This window comes from Giesbergeria sinuosa, from assembly GCF_042652905.1.
Taxonomy (GTDB): Bacteria; Pseudomonadota; Gammaproteobacteria; order Burkholderiales; family Burkholderiaceae_C; genus Simplicispira; species Simplicispira sinuosa.
On the sequence record NZ_JBHSHJ010000008.1, the window covers coordinates 89,153 to 106,279 of the forward strand.

A 17,127-nucleotide genomic window follows, 5' to 3' on the forward strand; every position below is an offset into this window, starting at 1 on the left:
AAAAATCAGTAAGCGTGGAGGGGAGTGGGCTGGGTCAGGTCAGCCCTCCAACGACTGCCACATCTGCACGTCACGTTCGGCAGTCCAGATGCGGGGGTCGGGGTATTGCGTTGCCTCGTCGTAGGCACGGGTCACGTCAAAAGGCATGCAGTGGTTGAAGATCACCCACTGGCCGTATTTGGGTTGCAGTTTGGCAAAGGTGGCTTCGTACACTTTGCGCAGGTCTTGGCCTGCGGCAGCGCCGGCTTGCACGCTTTCGTACAGGTCGCTGATAAAGGCACGGGTGCCCGCCAAACCGGCTTGCACCTGCTCAGGTGTTTGCAGGGCAGCACCACGGCCTGGCACCAGCTTTTCGGGTTGCAGGGCGGCAATGGCATCGAGCGTGTGCGGCCAGTCTTTAAAGTAGGCATCGCCAGCGTAGGGGGTGGCATCAAACTCGACCAGATCGCCGCTGAACAAGATTTTCTCTTGGGGCAGCCACACCACGGTGTCGCCCTTGGTGTGGCCCCGGCCCAGTTGCAAGATCTGCACTTCCAGCTTACCCAGCCACAGCGTCATCTTGCCCGTGAAGGTGATGGTGGGCCAAGTCAGGCCGGGCGGTACGCTTTCTACGTTTTGGAACAGGCGTGGAAAGCGGCCAATCTCGCTCGCCTTGTCAAACTCGCCGCGCTCCACAATCAGGTCGTAGGTGTCTTGGCTGGCAATGATGTGTTCGGGCTGGTAGGCGCTGGCACCCAGCACGCGCACCGCATGGTAGTGGCTCAGGGTGACGTATTTGATGGGCTTGTCGGTCACTTCGCGAATGCGGCGGATCACATCTTGTGCCATCACCGGCGTAGCTTGGGTGTCAATCACCATCACGGCATCATCGCCAATGATGATGCCCGTGTTGGGGTCGCCTTCGGCGGTGTAGGCATAGGCATGGTCAGAAAGCTTGTCGAAGCTCACCTTCTTGATGTCCAGATCAGCGGCAGAGGCAAAAGTTTTGGTGCTCATGGGTTTGTTATCAACAAATGAATTTGATGGAATGGAACAATGATAGTTGATTATTTGTTTTAGTCGAATTCATTTCATTAGGTAGAAACCCGCACCCTCCGAATCCAGACACAATTGAGGCTATGCCAATGCACAGTGAACATTCCCTTTCAGAATCCATGCCCGAAGAAGTGGCTCCGCGTACATCGCGGGGCATCCAGAGTGTGGAGGTGGGCGGCCAGTTGCTTAAGGCGCTGGTGCATACCGGGCGCCCGATGGCGCTCAAAGACTTGGCGCGAGAGGCTGGCATGACGGCGGCCAAGGCACATCCCTATCTGGTCAGCTTTGGCAAATTGGGCTTGGTAGAGCAAGACCCTGCCACGGGGCACTACGGTTTGGGTTCACTCGCCATGCAGTTGGGGTTGATCAGCCTGCAACAGAAAGATCCGGTGCGCATGGCGATTACTGAGTTGCCGGGGCTGGCGCTGCGTGTCGGGGCCACGGTGGCTATTTCTGTTTGGGGCAACCACGGCCCGACCATCATCCAAGTGGAGCAGGGGCCGGCGGATGTGCATGTCACCATGCGCCACGGCACCACGGCCTCGGTGCGTTACACGGCCAATGGCAAGTTATTTGCCGCGTTTATGCCCCGTGCCCAGGTCGAGCAGGCGCTGGCACACGATGGAGATGCCCAGGCACTGCAAGACCCGTTGTTTGCGCAGGAGTTGAGGGCCATTCGCCAGCAGGGGGTCAGTACCGTGCGCGAGGGGCTGGTGCGTGGCATTGGGGCTGTGGCTGCCCCGGTGTTTGATGGTTTTGGCCGTCTGGTGTTGTGCCTGACGGCCATCGGCCCGGTAGCCACATTAGATGTGGGGGTGGAGGGCATGGCGGCACAGCAGTTGCGTGAAACGGCGCAGTCGCTCTCGCGCCGTTTGGGGGCTTCTGGGCCGGGACTGGTGGGTGAGGCGGTGCAACGCTAGCGTGCCAATGCACGCAAGGCTAGTTTGATGCCCTCGCTCACACCCACATCGGTGGGCAGTGCTTTGAGGGCGGCTGCGGCGTCTTTGTCGTTGTAGCCCAGTGCCAACAAGGCCTGCAAAATATCCGTCTGTGCGGGGCTAGAGACCTGTGCCGGTGTGCCGATGTCCGCTCCGAGTTTGCCTTTGAGTTCGAGCAGCAGGCGCTCGGCAGTTTTTTTGCCAATGCCTGGCACCTTGACCAGCCGTCCGCCTTCTTGCAAGGTGATGGCTTGGGCCAAATCGGCCACCCCCATGCCGCTCAACACACCCAGTGCCATACGTGGCCCAATACCCGAGACTTTGATGAGTTGGCGAAAGGCCTCGCGCTCTGCTGCCGTGGCAAAGCCATAGAGCAATTGCGCATCTTCGCGCACCACCAGATGGGTGAGCAGGGTGACGGCTTCGCCCAAATGGGGCAGTTGATAGAAGGTGCTCATGGGCACATCTACCTCATAGCCCACACCGTGGCAGTCAATCAATACCTGGGGTGGGTTTTTTTGGGCCAGGGTGCCTTGGAGGCGTCCAATCATGGGGTGTTGTGGTGCTAGAGGACAGGGGCTGCATCATAGCGTTGGGCTTGGGGAACAGGCATGGTGGTCATGTGCTGTGCTGTGCTGTGGACGTCCACCGCCGCCCCACGGATATTCTTAACCATTGGTGGCTTGGTGTGCGGTGCCAAGAAAATCAAAAAGGGCGGACAACATAAACCCGTGTTGTGATGACGGGCTATTGTTGGATGGCTACATTGCCATCATTAACCCATGGCATACGTTGTGCACGCATATCCAGCCAGGGGCCAAGGCGAGCCCACCACAAAAGAGGCCGTATCCCAAGCGGCCCAGCTTCTGGGCTTCATGATGGGCAAAGCGGCGTTGGTTTTGGCAATAATACCTGTAACAGACCACAAACCGGGTTCCAAGCCATCCAACAGCATATTGCCACCCAGCAGTATTTCGGTTTGTGCGCCACCAAGATTGTTATCTCTGTGGGTGTAGGCACTGCTATCGCTGAGGTCGGTATAGGTATTGCCAACCAACAACGACTCAGAAAAAACCACCCTCAAGCTGCCGCCTTGCACTTCACGCAATAGAGAGTACAGCTTGTTGGTGGGTGATTTGAGAACCACATAAAAATTTCTGAGGTTTTCAGCGGCATCGCCTGCATCAAACTTGATGGTAAAAGACAGCTGATCCCGACCCACATCACCCGTAATACAGGGCGTATATTTGGTGTTGGTGGGCACCGCTGTTTTTTTACTCTTGGCGATGGTTTCAGACGCTGAGCCCTTAGGCACTGTGGTGGTAATCACCACGGAGTATTTGGTGTACTCTGCAGCCGTTTGAGAATACGCACTGGATACTGCCGTTGTAGCCAGCGCAGCAGCAAGCCAAAATTTTGAAGAACGCATGGTCAACACTCTTAAAAAAGAAACGAGGGAAGAAAACCCCGTACCTTGAAAGAGTCAGCGGATGATGTGGCCCACGGCCTTGGCCGTGGGATGCGGCATTAAAACGGCGATATGCTGTTAAAAAACCGCCCCAGCCAACCAATAGCCTGCACTTCGGCTTGGGCACCACGGCCGCGTGACTCGATGCGCACATTGGCCACTTGGGTGGAGGCCACCAAGCTACCAGGCTGCAAGGAGCGTGGGTCTACCGTACCCGAGAAGCGTAGCACATCCACATTTTGGTTGACGCCAATTTGTTTCTCGCCCGCAATCACCAGATGCCCATTGGGCAGGACGTCGATCACGCTGGCAGTGATGGACCCCGTAAAGGTATTGGCACTCTCGGTGCCCCCTTTGCCTGAAAAATTGTTGGTGGATTCGGCAGCAATCTTGGTCTTGTTGGTCAGCGTAGTGCTGTTCATGAAGGGCAAGGCCGTAATGCCACCACTGATGCCACTCTCGCGATCGACGGTAGAAGACGATGTTTGCTTGGCGGTGATGTTTTCGGTGATCTGTACGGTCACTGTGTCACCCACCATGCGGGCACGGCGGTCTTCAAACGCGGGGCGGTAACTGGCACTGTGGAACAGGCTGCCTGTTATGGGGGCGCTGGTGCGCACGATGGGGGCGCTGATGGCCGGTGCAGCCGTGGGCAGCACATCCACGGGTGGCGGCGGCGAGAGGTTGGCACAGCCAGTGAGTAACAGCGCCAGCGCGGGGCTGGCGCAAAACAGAAAAGCTGTGGGGGAGCGAGACATGGTGCGATCTCCAGAAAATGGCGGGCGTGCTCAAAGCTGGTTCAGCTTGGCTAGCATCTGATCCGAGGTGGAGATGGCCTTGGAATTCATTTCGTAGGCCCGTTGGGTTTGAATCATGGTCACCAGCTCTTGCACCACGTTCACGTTGGAGGTTTCCAGATAGCCCTGTTTCACCACGCCCAAACCGTTGGTTCCGGGGGTGCCTTCCTGTGGTTGGCCCGAGGCCGCCGATTCCCGAAACAGGTTTTGCCCCATAGGCTCGAGCCCGGCTGGATTGATGAAGCTAGACATGGCCAACTGGCCCATCGGTTGCGGTTGTGGGTTGCCCGGCAGCAGTGCCGACACCGCACCAGTGGCATCAATGCTGATGCTGGTGGTGCCTGGCGGAATGGTGATGCCGTTGGCTACTGGCAGGCCGCTAGAGGTGACCAACCGACCTTGGGCATCGAGTTGAAAGGAGCCATCGCGGGTGTAGCCCAACGTGCCATCGGGCATGGTCACGCTAAAAAAACCGTTGCCGTTGATAGCCACATCCAGACTGTTGTTGGATTGCTGCAAACTGCCTTGGGTAAAGTTGCGGCTGGTAGCCACTGTGCGCACACCCAAGCCCAAGTGCAAGCCGGTGGGCAGTTGGTTCTGTTCGGTGGTGTTGGCACCTACTTGGCGCAGGTTCTGGTAAATCAGATCTTCAAAGACGGCATTGTTGCGCTTGAAGCCGGTGGTCGAGACGTTGGCCAGGTTGTGCGAGATGACATCCAGCTGGGTCTGCTGGGCTTCCATGCCAGTCTTGGCAATCCACAGGGAGTTGATCATGGCGTTTTCCTTTTAACCGTTCATGCTCAGCAACTGGCTGGCGGTTTTGTCGTTGGTTTCGGCGGTTTGCAGCAGGCGCATCTGTTGTTCAAATTGGCGCGAGGCCGCAATCAAGCCCACCATGCTTTCCACTGCATTGACGTTGGAGCCTTCGGTAGCACCGGCCAGCAGGCGGGCGTTGGCGTCGTTGGGCAGAGGGTTGCCGGAGGCGGGGCGAAACAGGCCATCATCGCCACGTTTGAATGGATCTTCGGCTGTGGGCGTAGCCAGTTTCAGGCGACCAATGGTGGCAGGCGGCTGGCCTGCGGTTTTGGCGGTAAGGGTGCCATCCGAACCTAGCGATACTTCTGCCCCTTGGGGCACATCAATCGGACCACCACCGTCCGACAGCACGGTCAGTCCGGTGTTGGTGACGAGTTGGCCCGCCGGTGTGACTTCAAAGCTGCCATTGCGGGTATAGGCTTCGGTGCCATCGAGCCCCTGCACGGCAAACCAAGAGTTGCCCACTGCCATCGCATCCAGGTTGCGTCCTGTGCGCTGCACCGGCCCAGGGGTCTCGACGTGACCAGAGGTTGCCTCCAGCGCAAACACACGGGTGCTGGAGCCACTGCCTTGGATAGGTACAGAGCGGAAGGTAGACATCTCGGCCCGAAAGCCCTGGGTAGAGACGTTGGCCAAGTTGTGCGACAGCACCGCCTGCCGGTGGGCGGCAGCGTTGGCGCCGGTCATGGAGGTGTAGATGATGCGGTCCATGGCGTTTCTCAGTAATCAGGGCGGGCGGGCTAAGGCAATTAACGCAGATTGACGATGGTGGACAACACCTGGTCTTGCGTCTTGATGGTTTGGGCGTTGGCTTGGTAGGCGCGCTGGGCGGTCATCATGCCCACCAGTTCGGCTGTCAGGTCAACGTTGGAGTCTTCCAACGCGCCCGAGCGCAGCGTGCCAAAACTGCCACTGCCCGGTTTACCCAGCATGGAGGCACCCGAGTCAACGGTCTCTACCCAGTTATTGCCACCAATGGGCGTCAACCCCTGTGGGTTGCGAAAGCTCGCCAGGGCCACTTGGGCTTCAGCACGGGTCACGCCGTTGGAGTAGCTGGCCATGATGGAGCCATCGTTGCCGATGTTGATGCTGGTCAGGTTGCCAGCGGTGTAGCCGTCTTGTTTGAGGTCGGAGACGGCAAAAGCTGTGCCGAATTGGGAGACCGCCGAGAGATCGAGAAAAACGCCAGCCGGAGTGCCGGTGCTGTTGATGGCTGCGGTCAAGTTGGCGTTGTTGGTGGGCATGATGTCGGTCATGCGCACCCCAAAGCCCGTGTCTGGTGCCGTTGCAGCTGGGCCGGTGATTTTGCCGTTGTCATCGAACGTGATGGTGTAGGGCGGGCTGCCGGTGGGCTGTGCGGTTTCATCCAACGTGGTGTAGACCCCCCATTCGTTGGCGTTGGCGGTCTTCATGAAATACAGTTGTACCGGCGTGGCAACGCCCTCGCTGTCGTAGACGTCCACCGAAGTGCCATAGGTCGAACGGGGCGTGGCAGGCACCGCAGCTACAACGGGTGGGCCTACCTGCGCAGCAATACCTGCTGCATCCTTGGCTCGGGCATCAAGGTTGAACGTTGCCGTGATGCTGGTAGTTTCTTTGGCTGCAATCGGTGCCCCCAACGGAAAGCTCAAAGGCACCGTGGTGGTGCTGGCAATGCCGGTGGTCGGGTCTACCTCAAAGCCCATGACTTGGGCTCCGCCATTGGTGCGTACATCCCCGTTCTTGTCGAGCTGGAAATTACCAGCACGGGTGTAGGCATCTTGGCCGCTGGGCAGTTTGACCTTGAAAAAGCCATTGCCATTGATGGCCAAATCCATGCTGTTGCCGGTGGCAGTGATGTTGCCTTGGGTAAATTGCTGCGATACCGCAGCCACTTCCACGCCCATGCCGTTGTTCTGGCCGCTGGCTACGCCCATGGACGAGGCGACCAAATCGGCAAATTCAGCGCGTGAGCCTTTAAAGCCCGTGGTGTTGGCATTGGCAATGTTGTGCCCGATGACATCCAGATTGCGGCTGGCGGCGTTCAGGCCCGAAAGACCTTGTTGAAAACCCATGGTGTGCTCCTGTTAGCCTGTAATGAGACCAATGAAATTAAAGAACGGCCTTCAGGGCCGACTGGGTGGTGTTGCCGCCACGGGCCAGCTCCAATTGCAATGCACCATTGCTCAGGCTGACCGCAGAGACTTGGTCGATATTCAGTGCGGTGCTGCCCACAGCGGTCTCGCCATTGGTTGCCACGACCTTGAAGCGCAAGGTGCCTTCGCCTTCGTAAGCTGAGGCATCCCAAGCAAAGTTGTGGCGCCCAGCTTTCAGGGCGCCCAGCTCCACTGTGCCCACTTCCTTGTTGTTGGCATCGAGCACCTGCACTTTGACGTTGCTGGCCGAGCTGGCCAGTTCAACCGCGCCGTAAGCTTGTTTGGATTCGCTGTCCACCGCCAGTTGGTTGCCTTCGACCAGCACTTGTCGGCCCACCATGGAGGTGCCCTGCATCAGTTGCTGTGCAGCAAATTGGCTGGCCAAGCTTTGCACAGTGGTGTTGAGTTTTTCAATGCCGGTCACCGTATTGATCTGCGCGATTTGTGAGGTCATCTGCGCGTTGTCTAACGGATTCATCGGATCTTGGTTATTCATCTGTGCCACCAGCAGCTTGAGAAAACGATCCTGCTGAGCGTCTGCGCTGTTGACATTGATGCCGCTGGTGCTGGTGGTGCCGCTGGCAGCCGTGCTGGCCGTGGTCGAGTTGATGGTGGTGCTCATGGCGATGCGCTTTCAGAAAGAGGTGCGGGGCCGGGCTTTATTGGCCCATTTGCAGGGTCTTGAGCAGCAGCGACTTGGCCGTGTTCATGACTTCGACGTTGTTTTGGTAGGAGCGTGAGGCAGAGATCATGTTGACCATCTCCTCTACTGCATTGACGTTGGAGTGATTCACATAGCCTTGGGCATCGGCCAAAGGGTGATTGGGGTCGTGCACGCGCTTGCCAGGGGTGTTGTCTTCTTGGATGGCCTGGATGCGTACGCCTGCCGAGCTGTCTGGACCCATGGGGGCGGTTTGGAAGACCACTTGACGGGCTTTGTACGCCTGACCATCGGGGCCAGCCACCGCATCGACGTTGGCCAAGTTGCTGGCCACCACATTGAGACGCTGGGATTGGGCACTGATGGCGCTGCCCGAAACGCTGAAGATCGAGAACATCGACATGGTAGGTATCCTTTAATCCGATTCCGGTTCACTGGCCCTGAATAGCACTGAGCATGGTTTTGGCGCTGCCATTGATAAAGCGCAGCGTGGCTTCATAGCGCACGGAGTTGTCCACAAAGTTGGCCCGTTCGCGATCCAGATCGACACTGTTGTTGTCCACACTGGGCTGCGTCTGTACGGTGTAGCCCAAGGCGGCTGGGTTGTCCCCAGTGCGGGCTTGGCCTACCTGCACGGTGGGCAATGCCATATGGCTGGGGTGTACGACAGGTGCTTTGGGCAACTCTTGTTGCTGGCCTAGCACTTGGCCGCTACGCATGGATTCCTGCAATGCGCTGGCAAAGTCAAAATCACGGGCCAAGTAGCCCGGCGTGTCGGCATTGGCAATATTGCTGGCGATGGCACGCTGACGCTCGGCCCGCAGCAGCAATGCGTTGCCGTGAAAGTCCAGTCGCTCGGTCATCTTGTTGATCATGGCGGTGCCTTTTGCCGTGGTTTGCGTGGTGCGCCACCGCCAGGGGAAAAAGAGGCTTGGGCGTGCGGCAATTATGAAAAGGCTGCCTGTGGATGAAGCACCGAAGAAGGCTGGTTTGTCTGTGCAGTTTGTGCCATTGGGTGGGGTAAAAACAGGGGATAGTTGGGGCTATTACGCTGCCCGTCTGTCCGTCTTGTCTGTCTATCCACGCGGGTGCGCGGATGGGGACGTCGGCTTGTCAGCACAGGAGAGAGGTCTCATGCTCGTTGCGCTTGTTTCTGTGCCGGTGTTGTTGTGCCGCTGGCGTGTTGCCTGTGTCGGTGTGGCGCGCAGGTGGGCATGGCTGCTTGCATGGTTGTGCAGTGCTGGCGTGTCATGGGCACAGCAGCCCGGCATTGAAGAAACCACCCGCCAGTGGGTAGAGCAGATGCTGCACAGTACCCAGGCCGCCAGTCAGATGGCGGTGCCATTGCGTATGGAAGTGGTCGTGGGCGCCTTAGACCCCCGGCTGCGCTTGGCACCGTGCGAGCGCATTGAACCCTATTTGCCCACAGGCACCCGCCTGTGGGGGCGCAGCCGTTTGGGCTTGCGTTGTGCCATTGGCCCTAGCCGTTGGAATGTATTTTTGCCCATTACCATCAAAGCCCACGGCCCCGCTTGGGTGTTGACTGGGCCAGTGGCTTTGGGAGCGGTGTTGTCACAGGCAGATGCAGCACAGGCTGAAGTGGACTGGGCCGCCGAAGTCGATATGGTCGTGGCAGATCCCGCTCAGTGGGTGGGCAAGGTGGCGGCCCGGTCTTTGTCGGCGGGGCAGGCGTTGCGCCAGTCGATGTTGCGGGCGCCACGGCTGTTTCAAGCTGGCGCACAGGTGCGCGTGCTCTCCAAGGGGGGCGGTTTTGCCATCAGCGGTAGTGGGCAGGCGATGGGGGCTGCAGGCGCTGGTGATACGGTGCGGGTGCGTATGCCCAATGGCAAGATCATTACGGGAGTGGTCAATGAAGACGGTTGGGTTGAGACCCAGTTCTGAAGTGGCCTTGTCGCCTTGTGGCTAAAGTCTGCGGTTCAGGCGCCGATAACATCAGCACTGAAGCCCCGGCAGTGGCAGGGGTGTGGAGAAAAAACATGAAGATAGGACATCAAGCGGAGTTGCCCAGTGCCGTGGCGCAGGCGCGGTCGGCGGCAGCACCGGGCGCCGAGGGGGTTGCCAAAGGTGCGGCAGCAGCGCGGGCTGCTGGTGTGCCGGTCATGGTCAGCTTCTCGCGTGGTGCCCGCGAACTGGAGTCTGCGGGGGATGCCGCCGCAGATTTTGATGCAGAACGGGTCAAGGCAGTGCGTGCGGCCATTGCCGCTGGTACGTTCCAGATCAATGCTGGGGCCATTGCAGATCGGCTGTTGTCTGATGCCCAAGAGTCGCTGGCCTTGGTGCCAGCGCGTGATGGCTGAGTGCCAAGCCATTTTGGTTTGGTGTTGTTTTTCACGTCCTTGATGTCCACATTCCCATGACTGCTCCTTCTTCTCCTGCCTTTCTCGAACATGCCTTGCACGCCGTTGAGCTGCAATTGCAAGAATTGTCGGCAGCCTTGCTGGCCGCCGATCCTCTGGCCTTGCAAACATGCAGTGAGCGTATGCGCCAGGTATCGGTAGACTTCATTGCTGCGCTAGAGGGTTTGCAGGTAGCCACTGTGACCCAAGGGTTAGAGCAGCGCATCCAGCAAATTCACAGCACCTTATCGGTGCAGCGCGACAGTCTGGCCCGTTTGGCCGCACTGGCCGAGCGCCAGGCGGCTGTGCTGTTGCCACCCCCTGTTCACCCCACACCCACCTATGGTGTGGCGCTGGGTGTGCAGGCCAGCACGGCAAGTGCTGCACGCATCTACAGTGCGGCTGGCTAAAAAGCACAACGCCCGGTCAGACCGGGCGTATACCAGAGGGCAGCAGGCCGCACGTTTGCGCGGCGGCTGTTCAGTGTGCTCGCATTTTGGCACGCAGGCGTGCAATGGCTTGGCTGTGCAATTGGCACACGCGTGATTCAGTCACGCACAGCACGGCGGCAATTTCTTTCAGATTCATGTCGTGCTCGTAGTACATGCTCATCACATACTGCTCGCGCTCGGGCAGTTGGGTGATGGCCTGTACCAGCGCATCCCGCAGGCGCTGGCTGCGCAACAGACTGGCCGGGTCGGCTTGGTTGTCTGCGAGGTGGCGATCCAGAAAATCATGGGCACCGTTGCCGTCTCCACGGCTCAAATCTTCTAGATAGAGCAATTGGGTGCCGCGCACTTTGCTCAGTAGGTGTTGATATTCTTGCAGTTCCATGCCCATCTCCTGCGCAATTTCTGATTCCAGCGGACTACGGCCCAGACTCTGTTCCAACCGCTGTATGGCTCGTTCAATGTCCTTTTGCCCTTTGCGTGAACTGCGCGACATCCAGTCACCGTTGCGCAGTTCATCCAACATAGCCCCCCGGATACGTTGGGTGGCAAAAGTTTCAAACTGCACGCCTTGGCTGGCTTCGTAGCGCGAGAGCGCCTCGGTCAAACCGATCATCCCCACCTGCACCAAATCATCCAGTTCCACATTCGGAGGCAGCTTGGCCAGCATATGTGTGGCCAGGCGCCGCACCAGCGGCAGGTATTGGCGGATCAGGGCATCGCGGTCAAGCTGGCCTTTGGCGGTGTACATCACTGGAGCAGTGTCAATGGCTCTGGAAAAGATGTGATGCGGCTGAACTGGCTGCCCATTGCCCAGCATGCCAAGCCATGGAGCTGGGCGTGGTAATGGCGCTGGCATTGTCCAGCAGCAACAATGCCAAACGCTGCAAGTCAGCGTTGCTGTTGTCTGGTAGAAGGGTGCCGTGCAGGCGTTGGCCTAGGTGGTGGGCCACACAGCGTTCCAGTGCCTGTAGGCTGTTGCGGGCTTGTTCTGCTTTTTTGCCGGTGGCACTGGGGCTGACGTAGGCCACCATGCTGTTCAGGTTGGCATGCAGCGTTAGGTGCTTGATCTGGCGGTAGCACTCCATCAGAGCATTTTTGCCGGGCTTGGTCACCAACAGTGGCATGGTGCTGCTGCCTGCCAACAAAGGGGTGCTCAACAATTCGATGGGCGCATAGAGCACCATCACCGCATAGCGGCGGAAAATAGGCTCTAGCTGCTCCAGTGTTTGTGCCGCTTGGCCTTTGCGCTGGGCGGTGTTGGCCAGCGTCAGCATGCCCAGGGCTGCAGGCACTACGGCCAGGGCAGACGCATCTGCATGCACGCCATGTGTGCTGGCATCGGCCCACGGGGCATGGGTGAGTAGCTGTAGCAGGCCTGGGGCGCGCTCGGTCTCCACGGCGGTGGCATCCAGCACCACCACTGGGTAGCCTAAGCGTTGTAAGTGGCCGCACAACTGCCATAGGGTAGACAGTGTTTTGCCACCGTCTTCTTGGCTGGTGACCACCAGCAGGCGCAGCTCATCTTGGGGCTGGTGGCATTGCAGACCCATGCCCTGGTGGAAATGGGTGTCAAGCATGGCCAGCCATCCCTTCTTGGGCAAAAGAGGCGGTGGGCCGGGTAAAGAAGAAGTTCAAATCCGTCACCTTGGGTTCAAAGGCGGAGCGGGCGGTAGAACGCATCGACAGGCTGACCAGCTTTTTGGCATCGGCGGTTTCCCAGTCTTCGGGCACCCGTTGACCATTGGTCACGCCACGCAGCACCATGCGGTTACGAATCAACGCATCCAGCGGTGGGCCCAGTTTGACGGCCTCATCCACCTTGGACAAGATCGCTTGTTGTGGTCCCCGGCTCTTGAACGAGGCAAATACATCGTCCAGAGTGTCGCCGTGGCTACTGGCATTGACCACCAGTAGACGTTTGATTTCGGGCAAGTCCAACACATCCAGCATGTCACGCTTGCGCGGGTCGCGCGCAGCTACACCAGTCGTGTCGATGAGCACCATTTTTTTGCCACTGAGCAGTCCGAGCAGGTCTTGCAGGGCCGCTTGGTCGTGGGCCAAATGGGCCACCACACCCAGCATGCGGCCATAAGAGCGCAATTGCTCATGGGCACCAATGCGATAGGTGTCTAGAGTGATCAAACCTACGCTCGCGGCCCCATACATGCGTGCGCATTGGGCAGCCAGTTTGGCGCTGGTGGTGGTTTTGCCCACGCCAGTCGTGCCAACCAAAGCATAGATACCACCTTCTTGTGGCAGGCTTTCGGTGTCTGCATCGGTCTTGAGGTTGCGTTCCAGCACTTCCATCAGCCACCGCACGGCATCGCCAGCGTTGAAGTTGTCGGGCAGGCGCTCCAGCACGGCACGGGCCAAGGTGGGCGAATAACCTGCACCAATCAGTTTGAGCATCAGATTGGATTGGATCGGGTTTTGCTTGGCCTGACCTAGCCAAGACAGCGTGTTGAATCGTTCTTCGATCAAATCCTTCATCGATTGCAACTCTTCCATCACGCTCTCTTGCCGGACAGGCGCTGGAGCTACGGCCTTGGTAGGGGCTACCATGGGTTCGGTGCTACGCCGGGTTGTGATGGGTTGCGCTGTGGCCCGCACTGGGGGGCTGTGCTCTGGCGCTACGTCAAAGCCGGGCGGGTACAGGCCAGGAGTGGCTGCCTGTGGCGCTGGCGCAGTGCGTTCGCGGGCCACGGGGGCGGTTCGGGCAGGCTCTGGGCGCCGGGCGGGGGCTGGTTGGTGAGGAGCGGGGCTGCTCTCGATACTGCTGTCATCCCCCTGCAACGCCTCATGACGGCGGCGCAACATGCGTTCGCGCACATAGTCTTGGAATGACAGGGTGCTCATCGCCAGTTGCTCTGTGTCTTCATGCACTGGGTTGCGCTCCGCCACAGGCTCGCGCTCTGTCAGGGGGGCAGCAGCACGGGCTGGGGCCACAGGTTTAAGGCTTGGAGCTGGTGATGCCCTGGTGGGCTCTGCTGGCTCTCCAGCTTGCTCTAGCGAAGTCAGGGACTCTTCTGCGGTGGCAACCACTTCCACGCCTTCTGGGGTGGTGCGGTTAGACAGAATGACGGTACCCTCCCCAAAGGTCATGCGTGCCTTGGCCAGTGCTTCGCGTGCAGTGGCTGCATAAAAGCGTTTGATGTTCATGCCGATGCTCCTTTGAGAATGGGCCCAATGCGGATGGTGTGGGTTTCAGGAATTTCGCTGTGTGCCAGCACTTGCAGGCGAGGTGCCACGCGCCGCACCAGACGGGAGATGGCGCTGCGGATGGTGTCGGGCACCAGCAGGCAGGCGGGCAACCCGATTTCTTCTTGCTTGAGCGCGATCTCGGCGGCGCGCTGCGTCAGGATGTCTGCTACACCGGGATCTAGCGAGGGGCCATTGGCATTGGCCAGAGCCTGCACCAGCAGGCGCTCCAGCCCCGGCTCAATGGCAATCACACTCAGCTCACGGGTGGGGCCGTAAATTTGCTGCACGATGGCGGGCGACAGTGCAACCCGCACCCGGCGTGCCAGCTCGTGCGGATCGGTGATGGCGCCTGCATGTTCGGCCAGAGTCTCAATGATGGTGCGGATATCGCGGATATGCACCGACTCTTCGAGCAGCAATTGCAGCACCTTCTGGAACGTTGTGATCGAAACCATTTTCGGGATCACCTCTTCTATCAATTTGGGGGCCAGCTTGGCAACATGTTCCACCAATTGCTGCGTCTCTGTGCGGCTGAGCAATTTGGCGGCTTGAACTTGCATCAAGTGTGACAAATGTGTCGCCATCACAGTTTCCGAATCAACCACGGTAAAGCCTGCCATTTGCGCCGCTTCCTTTTGCTGATCGTCGATCCAGTGGGCGGGCAAACCAAAGGCAGGGTCGGTGGTTGGGGTGCCGATCAGTGGCGTGGTGATGCCGCCGGGATTGATGGCCAGATACATGCCGGGGAAGGCTTCGCCCTCGCCCACCACCACGCCACGCAGGGTCAGGCGGTAGGCACTGGGCTTGAGTTCGAGGTTGTCGCGCACATGCACTGGTGGTGGCAGAAAGCCGACTTCTTGGGCAAACTTGCGCCGTACCCCCTTGATGCGGGTGAGCAGGTCGCCCTGGCGGGATTTGTCTACCAGCGCAATCAAACGGTAGCCCAACTCCAGACCCAGCAAGTCTACGGGTTGCAGATCATCCCAAGTAGCATCGGTTTCTGCTGGTGTAGCTACGGCAGCCGGGGCTTCCGATGGTGGGGGCACCTTGGCCCGCTGCATCAGTACCCAAGCGGCATACCCCAGCACCGAGCCCACACCCAAGAACACCATGTGCGGCATGCCAGGAATCACGCCCAACAAAATCAGGATGCCAGCGGTAATGCCCAGCACGCGTGGCGAGGTGAACAGCTGATGCACGATCTGCTGGCCCATGTCCGAGTCTTTGCCCACGCGGGAGATCACCATCGCAGCCGCCACCGAGATCAACAGCCCTGGAATCTGTGCCACCAGTGCATCACCCACTGCCATCAAAATATAAGTGTCCGCAGCTTTGCTGGCCGACAGGCCATGTTGCAACACACCAATGGTGAAGCCGCCAATGATGTTGATCAGCAAAATCAGAATACCGGCCACGGCATCGCCACGCACAAACTTGGAGGCACCGTCCATAGAACCAAAGAAGTTGGCTTCTTCCCCTACTTCGGCCCGGCGGCGCTTGGCTTCCTTCTCGTCTATCAGCCCGGCGTTCAAGTCAGCATCCACGGCCATTTGCTTGCCGGGCATGGCATCCAGGGTAAACCGAGCCGACACCTCAGCGATGCGTTCGGCACCTTTGGTAATCACGATAAAGTTGATCACCACCAGAATTGAGAACACAATCAGACCCACGGCAAAGTTGCCGCCAATCAGAAAATGACCAAAGGCCTCAATCACTGCCCCCGCAGCACCGGGGCCGGTGTGGCCTTCTAGCAGTACCACACGGGTAGAGGCTACGTTCAGCGACAGGCGCATCAGCGTAGACAGCAGTAGCACCGATGGAAACGCCGCAAAGTCCAGCGGCTTGAGCATGTAGGCTGCCACCATCATCACCATCAATGCCACAGCAATATTGATGGTGAAAAACACGTCCAGCATCCATGCTGGAATGGGCAGCACCATCAGGGCCAGAATGGCCACCACCAGCAGCGGGGCCGATAGGCCTTGGGCAGCGGCGGCATTGTTGCCTACCCATTGGCGGGCAGAGTTCACAGAAAGGCTCATGGGGTCGCTCCTTGCTGGGCTTGGCGATTCAGCGGATCAAGTTCGGGGGGTACGTTGACTTCGGGCAGGGCATCGGGCATCGGCCCTTCACCGCGCAAAGCGGCTTTGAGGCGATACACATAGGCCAGCACTTGGGCTACGGCGGTGTAGAGGGTGTGCGGAATGGGCTGATCCAACTCCGCATGGGCATACAAGGCGCGCGCCAGCATGGGCGACTGCAACACCGGAATGTTGTGTGACTTCGCCAGATCGCGAATCGTCATGGCGATCAGGTCCGTGCCTTTGGAAATGACCTGTGGCGCCGTCATGGTATTGTCGTACTTCAAGGCCACGGCATAGTGGGTGGGGTTCATCACCACAAAATCGGCCTTGGGCACAGCCCCCACACTGGCACCATCGGCAATCTCGCGTTGGCGCTGGCGCTGGCGGCCCTTGATTTCTGGATTTCCGTCCGATTCTTTGTGCTCTTGCTTGACTTCCTCGTGGGACATCTTGAGCCGGTCTTTGAAAAAGAAGGCTTGCAACGGCACGTCAATCAAGGCCATCAGAAAAACGACCAGCAGCAGCATGGCCATGCCACCCGTCAGCCAATTGGCAACAAAGCCAATCGAATCTGACGAGGGTTGCAAAATCAAAGTAGCCATCTCCTCAATGCTGTTGCCCATGTATTTCCAGGCCACAAAACTCAGGATGCAGGTCATGAGCACCATCTTGGCCACGTTGGCCATTTGCTGCTTAGAAAAGAGATTGCCGATGCCAGAGAGCGGATTGAGTCGGCTAAATTGAGGCGTGATGGGCTTGAAGCTCCAGACCCATCCACCCGAGGCCACGGCACTGAGCAGGGCAGCGGCGCTGGTGAGCAATGCAAACACACCGCTGGCTACCAGGCCGACAGTCATCATCTGTTGCAACCGCTCCAGCATGTGGGCAGGGGTGCGCACCGTAGCGGCATCAAACACCAATTGGTGGCTCATCTCCAATTGGATGCGATCCAACAGGTGAGGGGCCAACACCATCATGCTGGCCGCGCCCATGCCCAAGATGGCCAGATGAGACAAATCGCGCGAACGCGCGGCCTGCCCGTCGGTGCGGGCCTTTTGGAGCTTGCGCTCGGTCGCGGGAAGGGTGCGGTCTTGGCTCGATTCCATGATGGCATGACGGGGTGGTCATGCCATTGTCGTGAGCAGCGACAAAATCTAAAGCCCGATAAGCGGGCCACTGGCAC

At 58.9% G+C, this 17,127-nt stretch carries 19 protein-coding genes; 4 read left to right on the forward strand and 15 right to left on the reverse strand.

What is annotated here, in order from left to right:
* Positions 1–39: 39 nt before the first annotated feature.
* Positions 40–996, reverse strand: coding sequence for an MBL fold metallo-hydrolase (locus tag ACFO6X_RS11015; RefSeq protein WP_382432957.1), 957 nt, complete (start codon positions 994–996; stop codon positions 40–42).
* 122 nt (positions 997–1,118) lie between these two features.
* Between ACFO6X_RS11015 and ACFO6X_RS11020 the strand changes: the two genes are divergently transcribed.
* Entirely contained in the window at positions 1,119–1,955 is an 837-nt protein-coding gene (locus ACFO6X_RS11020; RefSeq protein ID WP_382432959.1) for an IclR family transcriptional regulator, read from the forward strand.
* On the opposite strand, the gene ruvA is transcribed toward ACFO6X_RS11020, so the two are convergent.
* From ruvA to flgB, 9 genes are all read right to left on the reverse strand, one after another.
* Positions 1,952–2,524 carry a Holliday junction branch migration protein RuvA gene (gene ruvA / locus ACFO6X_RS11025; RefSeq protein ID WP_382432961.1) on the reverse strand — a complete coding sequence of 191 codons (573 nt, stop codon included), beginning with the start codon at positions 2,522–2,524 and terminating at the stop codon, positions 1,952–1,954. The two genes, ACFO6X_RS11020 and ruvA, sit on opposite strands and share 4 nt — an antisense overlap.
* A 224-nt stretch (positions 2,525–2,748) precedes the next feature.
* Positions 2,749–3,402, reverse strand: a complete 654-nt coding sequence (locus ACFO6X_RS11030) for a hypothetical protein (RefSeq protein WP_382432963.1) — start codon at positions 3,400–3,402, stop codon at positions 2,749–2,751.
* 98 nt (positions 3,403–3,500) lie between these two features.
* Positions 3,501–4,199 (reverse strand): flagellar basal body L-ring protein FlgH, encoded by a 699-nt coding sequence (locus tag ACFO6X_RS11035; protein ID WP_382432965.1) that lies wholly within the window; start codon positions 4,197–4,199, stop codon positions 3,501–3,503.
* Positions 4,200–4,229: 30 nt separating this feature from the next.
* Positions 4,230–5,012 carry a flagellar basal-body rod protein FlgG gene (flgG, locus tag ACFO6X_RS11040; RefSeq protein WP_382432967.1) on the reverse strand — a complete coding sequence of 261 codons (783 nt, stop codon included), beginning with the start codon at positions 5,010–5,012 and terminating at the stop codon, positions 4,230–4,232.
* Between the two features lie 12 nt (positions 5,013–5,024).
* Positions 5,025–5,765: a flagellar basal body rod protein FlgF gene (locus tag ACFO6X_RS11045; RefSeq protein ID WP_382432969.1), complete on the reverse strand. Its 741-nt coding sequence runs from the start codon at positions 5,763–5,765 to the stop codon at positions 5,025–5,027.
* Positions 5,766–5,803: 38 nt separating this feature from the next.
* Positions 5,804–7,108, reverse strand: coding sequence for a flagellar hook protein FlgE (flgE, locus tag ACFO6X_RS11050; RefSeq protein WP_382432971.1), 1,305 nt, complete (start codon positions 7,106–7,108; stop codon positions 5,804–5,806).
* A gap of 37 nt (positions 7,109–7,145) precedes the next feature.
* A complete protein-coding gene (locus tag ACFO6X_RS11055; protein ID WP_382432973.1) occupies positions 7,146–7,811 on the reverse strand; it encodes a flagellar hook assembly protein FlgD in 666 nt (221 codons plus the stop codon).
* Positions 7,812–7,848: 37 nt separating this feature from the next.
* On the reverse strand, positions 7,849–8,253 hold the full coding sequence (flgC, locus tag ACFO6X_RS11060; RefSeq protein WP_382432975.1) for a flagellar basal body rod protein FlgC: 405 nt from the start codon (positions 8,251–8,253) through the stop codon (positions 7,849–7,851).
* A gap of 28 nt (positions 8,254–8,281) precedes the next feature.
* Positions 8,282–8,725 carry a flagellar basal body rod protein FlgB gene (flgB, locus tag ACFO6X_RS11065; protein ID WP_382432977.1) on the reverse strand — a complete coding sequence of 148 codons (444 nt, stop codon included), beginning with the start codon at positions 8,723–8,725 and terminating at the stop codon, positions 8,282–8,284.
* A gap of 259 nt (positions 8,726–8,984) precedes the next feature.
* Here flgB and flgA point away from each other — a divergent pair, with 259 nt between their 5' ends.
* The 3 genes from flgA (at position 8,985) to ACFO6X_RS11080 (ending at position 10,617) form a co-directional block, all read left to right on the forward strand.
* The gene (flgA, locus tag ACFO6X_RS11070; RefSeq protein ID WP_382432979.1) at positions 8,985–9,752 is read left to right on the forward strand and encodes a flagellar basal body P-ring formation chaperone FlgA; all 768 of its coding nucleotides are present in this window, start codon (positions 8,985–8,987) and stop codon (positions 9,750–9,752) included.
* 95 nt (positions 9,753–9,847) lie between these two features.
* Positions 9,848–10,168 (forward strand): flagellar biosynthesis anti-sigma factor FlgM, encoded by a 321-nt coding sequence (flgM, locus tag ACFO6X_RS11075; RefSeq protein ID WP_382432981.1) that lies wholly within the window; start codon positions 9,848–9,850, stop codon positions 10,166–10,168.
* Between the two features lie 56 nt (positions 10,169–10,224).
* Positions 10,225–10,617 carry a hypothetical protein gene (locus ACFO6X_RS11080; protein WP_382432983.1) on the forward strand — a complete coding sequence of 131 codons (393 nt, stop codon included), beginning with the start codon at positions 10,225–10,227 and terminating at the stop codon, positions 10,615–10,617.
* A 70-nt stretch (positions 10,618–10,687) separates the two neighbouring features.
* On the opposite strand, the gene ACFO6X_RS11085 is transcribed toward ACFO6X_RS11080, so the two are convergent.
* Genes ACFO6X_RS11085 through ACFO6X_RS11105 form a run of 5 tightly spaced genes read right to left on the reverse strand, consistent with a single transcriptional unit; the run spans position 10,688 to position 17,050 of the window.
* Positions 10,688–11,407, reverse strand: a complete 720-nt coding sequence (locus ACFO6X_RS11085; protein WP_382432985.1) for an RNA polymerase sigma factor FliA — start codon at positions 11,405–11,407, stop codon at positions 10,688–10,690.
* 13 nt (positions 11,408–11,420) lie between these two features.
* Entirely contained in the window at positions 11,421–12,236 is an 816-nt protein-coding gene (locus ACFO6X_RS11090) for a hypothetical protein (protein ID WP_382432987.1), read from the reverse strand.
* Positions 12,229–13,818 (reverse strand): flagellar biosynthesis protein FlhF, encoded by a 1,590-nt coding sequence (gene flhF, locus ACFO6X_RS11095; RefSeq protein WP_382432989.1) that lies wholly within the window; start codon positions 13,816–13,818, stop codon positions 12,229–12,231. Before flhF ends, ACFO6X_RS11090 begins: the two co-directional genes overlap by 8 nt.
* A complete protein-coding gene (gene flhA / locus ACFO6X_RS11100; protein WP_382432991.1) occupies positions 13,815–15,902 on the reverse strand; it encodes a flagellar biosynthesis protein FlhA in 2,088 nt (695 codons plus the stop codon). Before flhA ends, flhF begins: the two co-directional genes overlap by 4 nt.
* Positions 15,899–17,050, reverse strand: coding sequence for an EscU/YscU/HrcU family type III secretion system export apparatus switch protein (locus ACFO6X_RS11105; RefSeq protein WP_382432993.1), 1,152 nt, complete (start codon positions 17,048–17,050; stop codon positions 15,899–15,901). Before ACFO6X_RS11105 ends, flhA begins: the two co-directional genes overlap by 4 nt.
* Positions 17,051–17,127 lie beyond the last annotated feature (77 nt).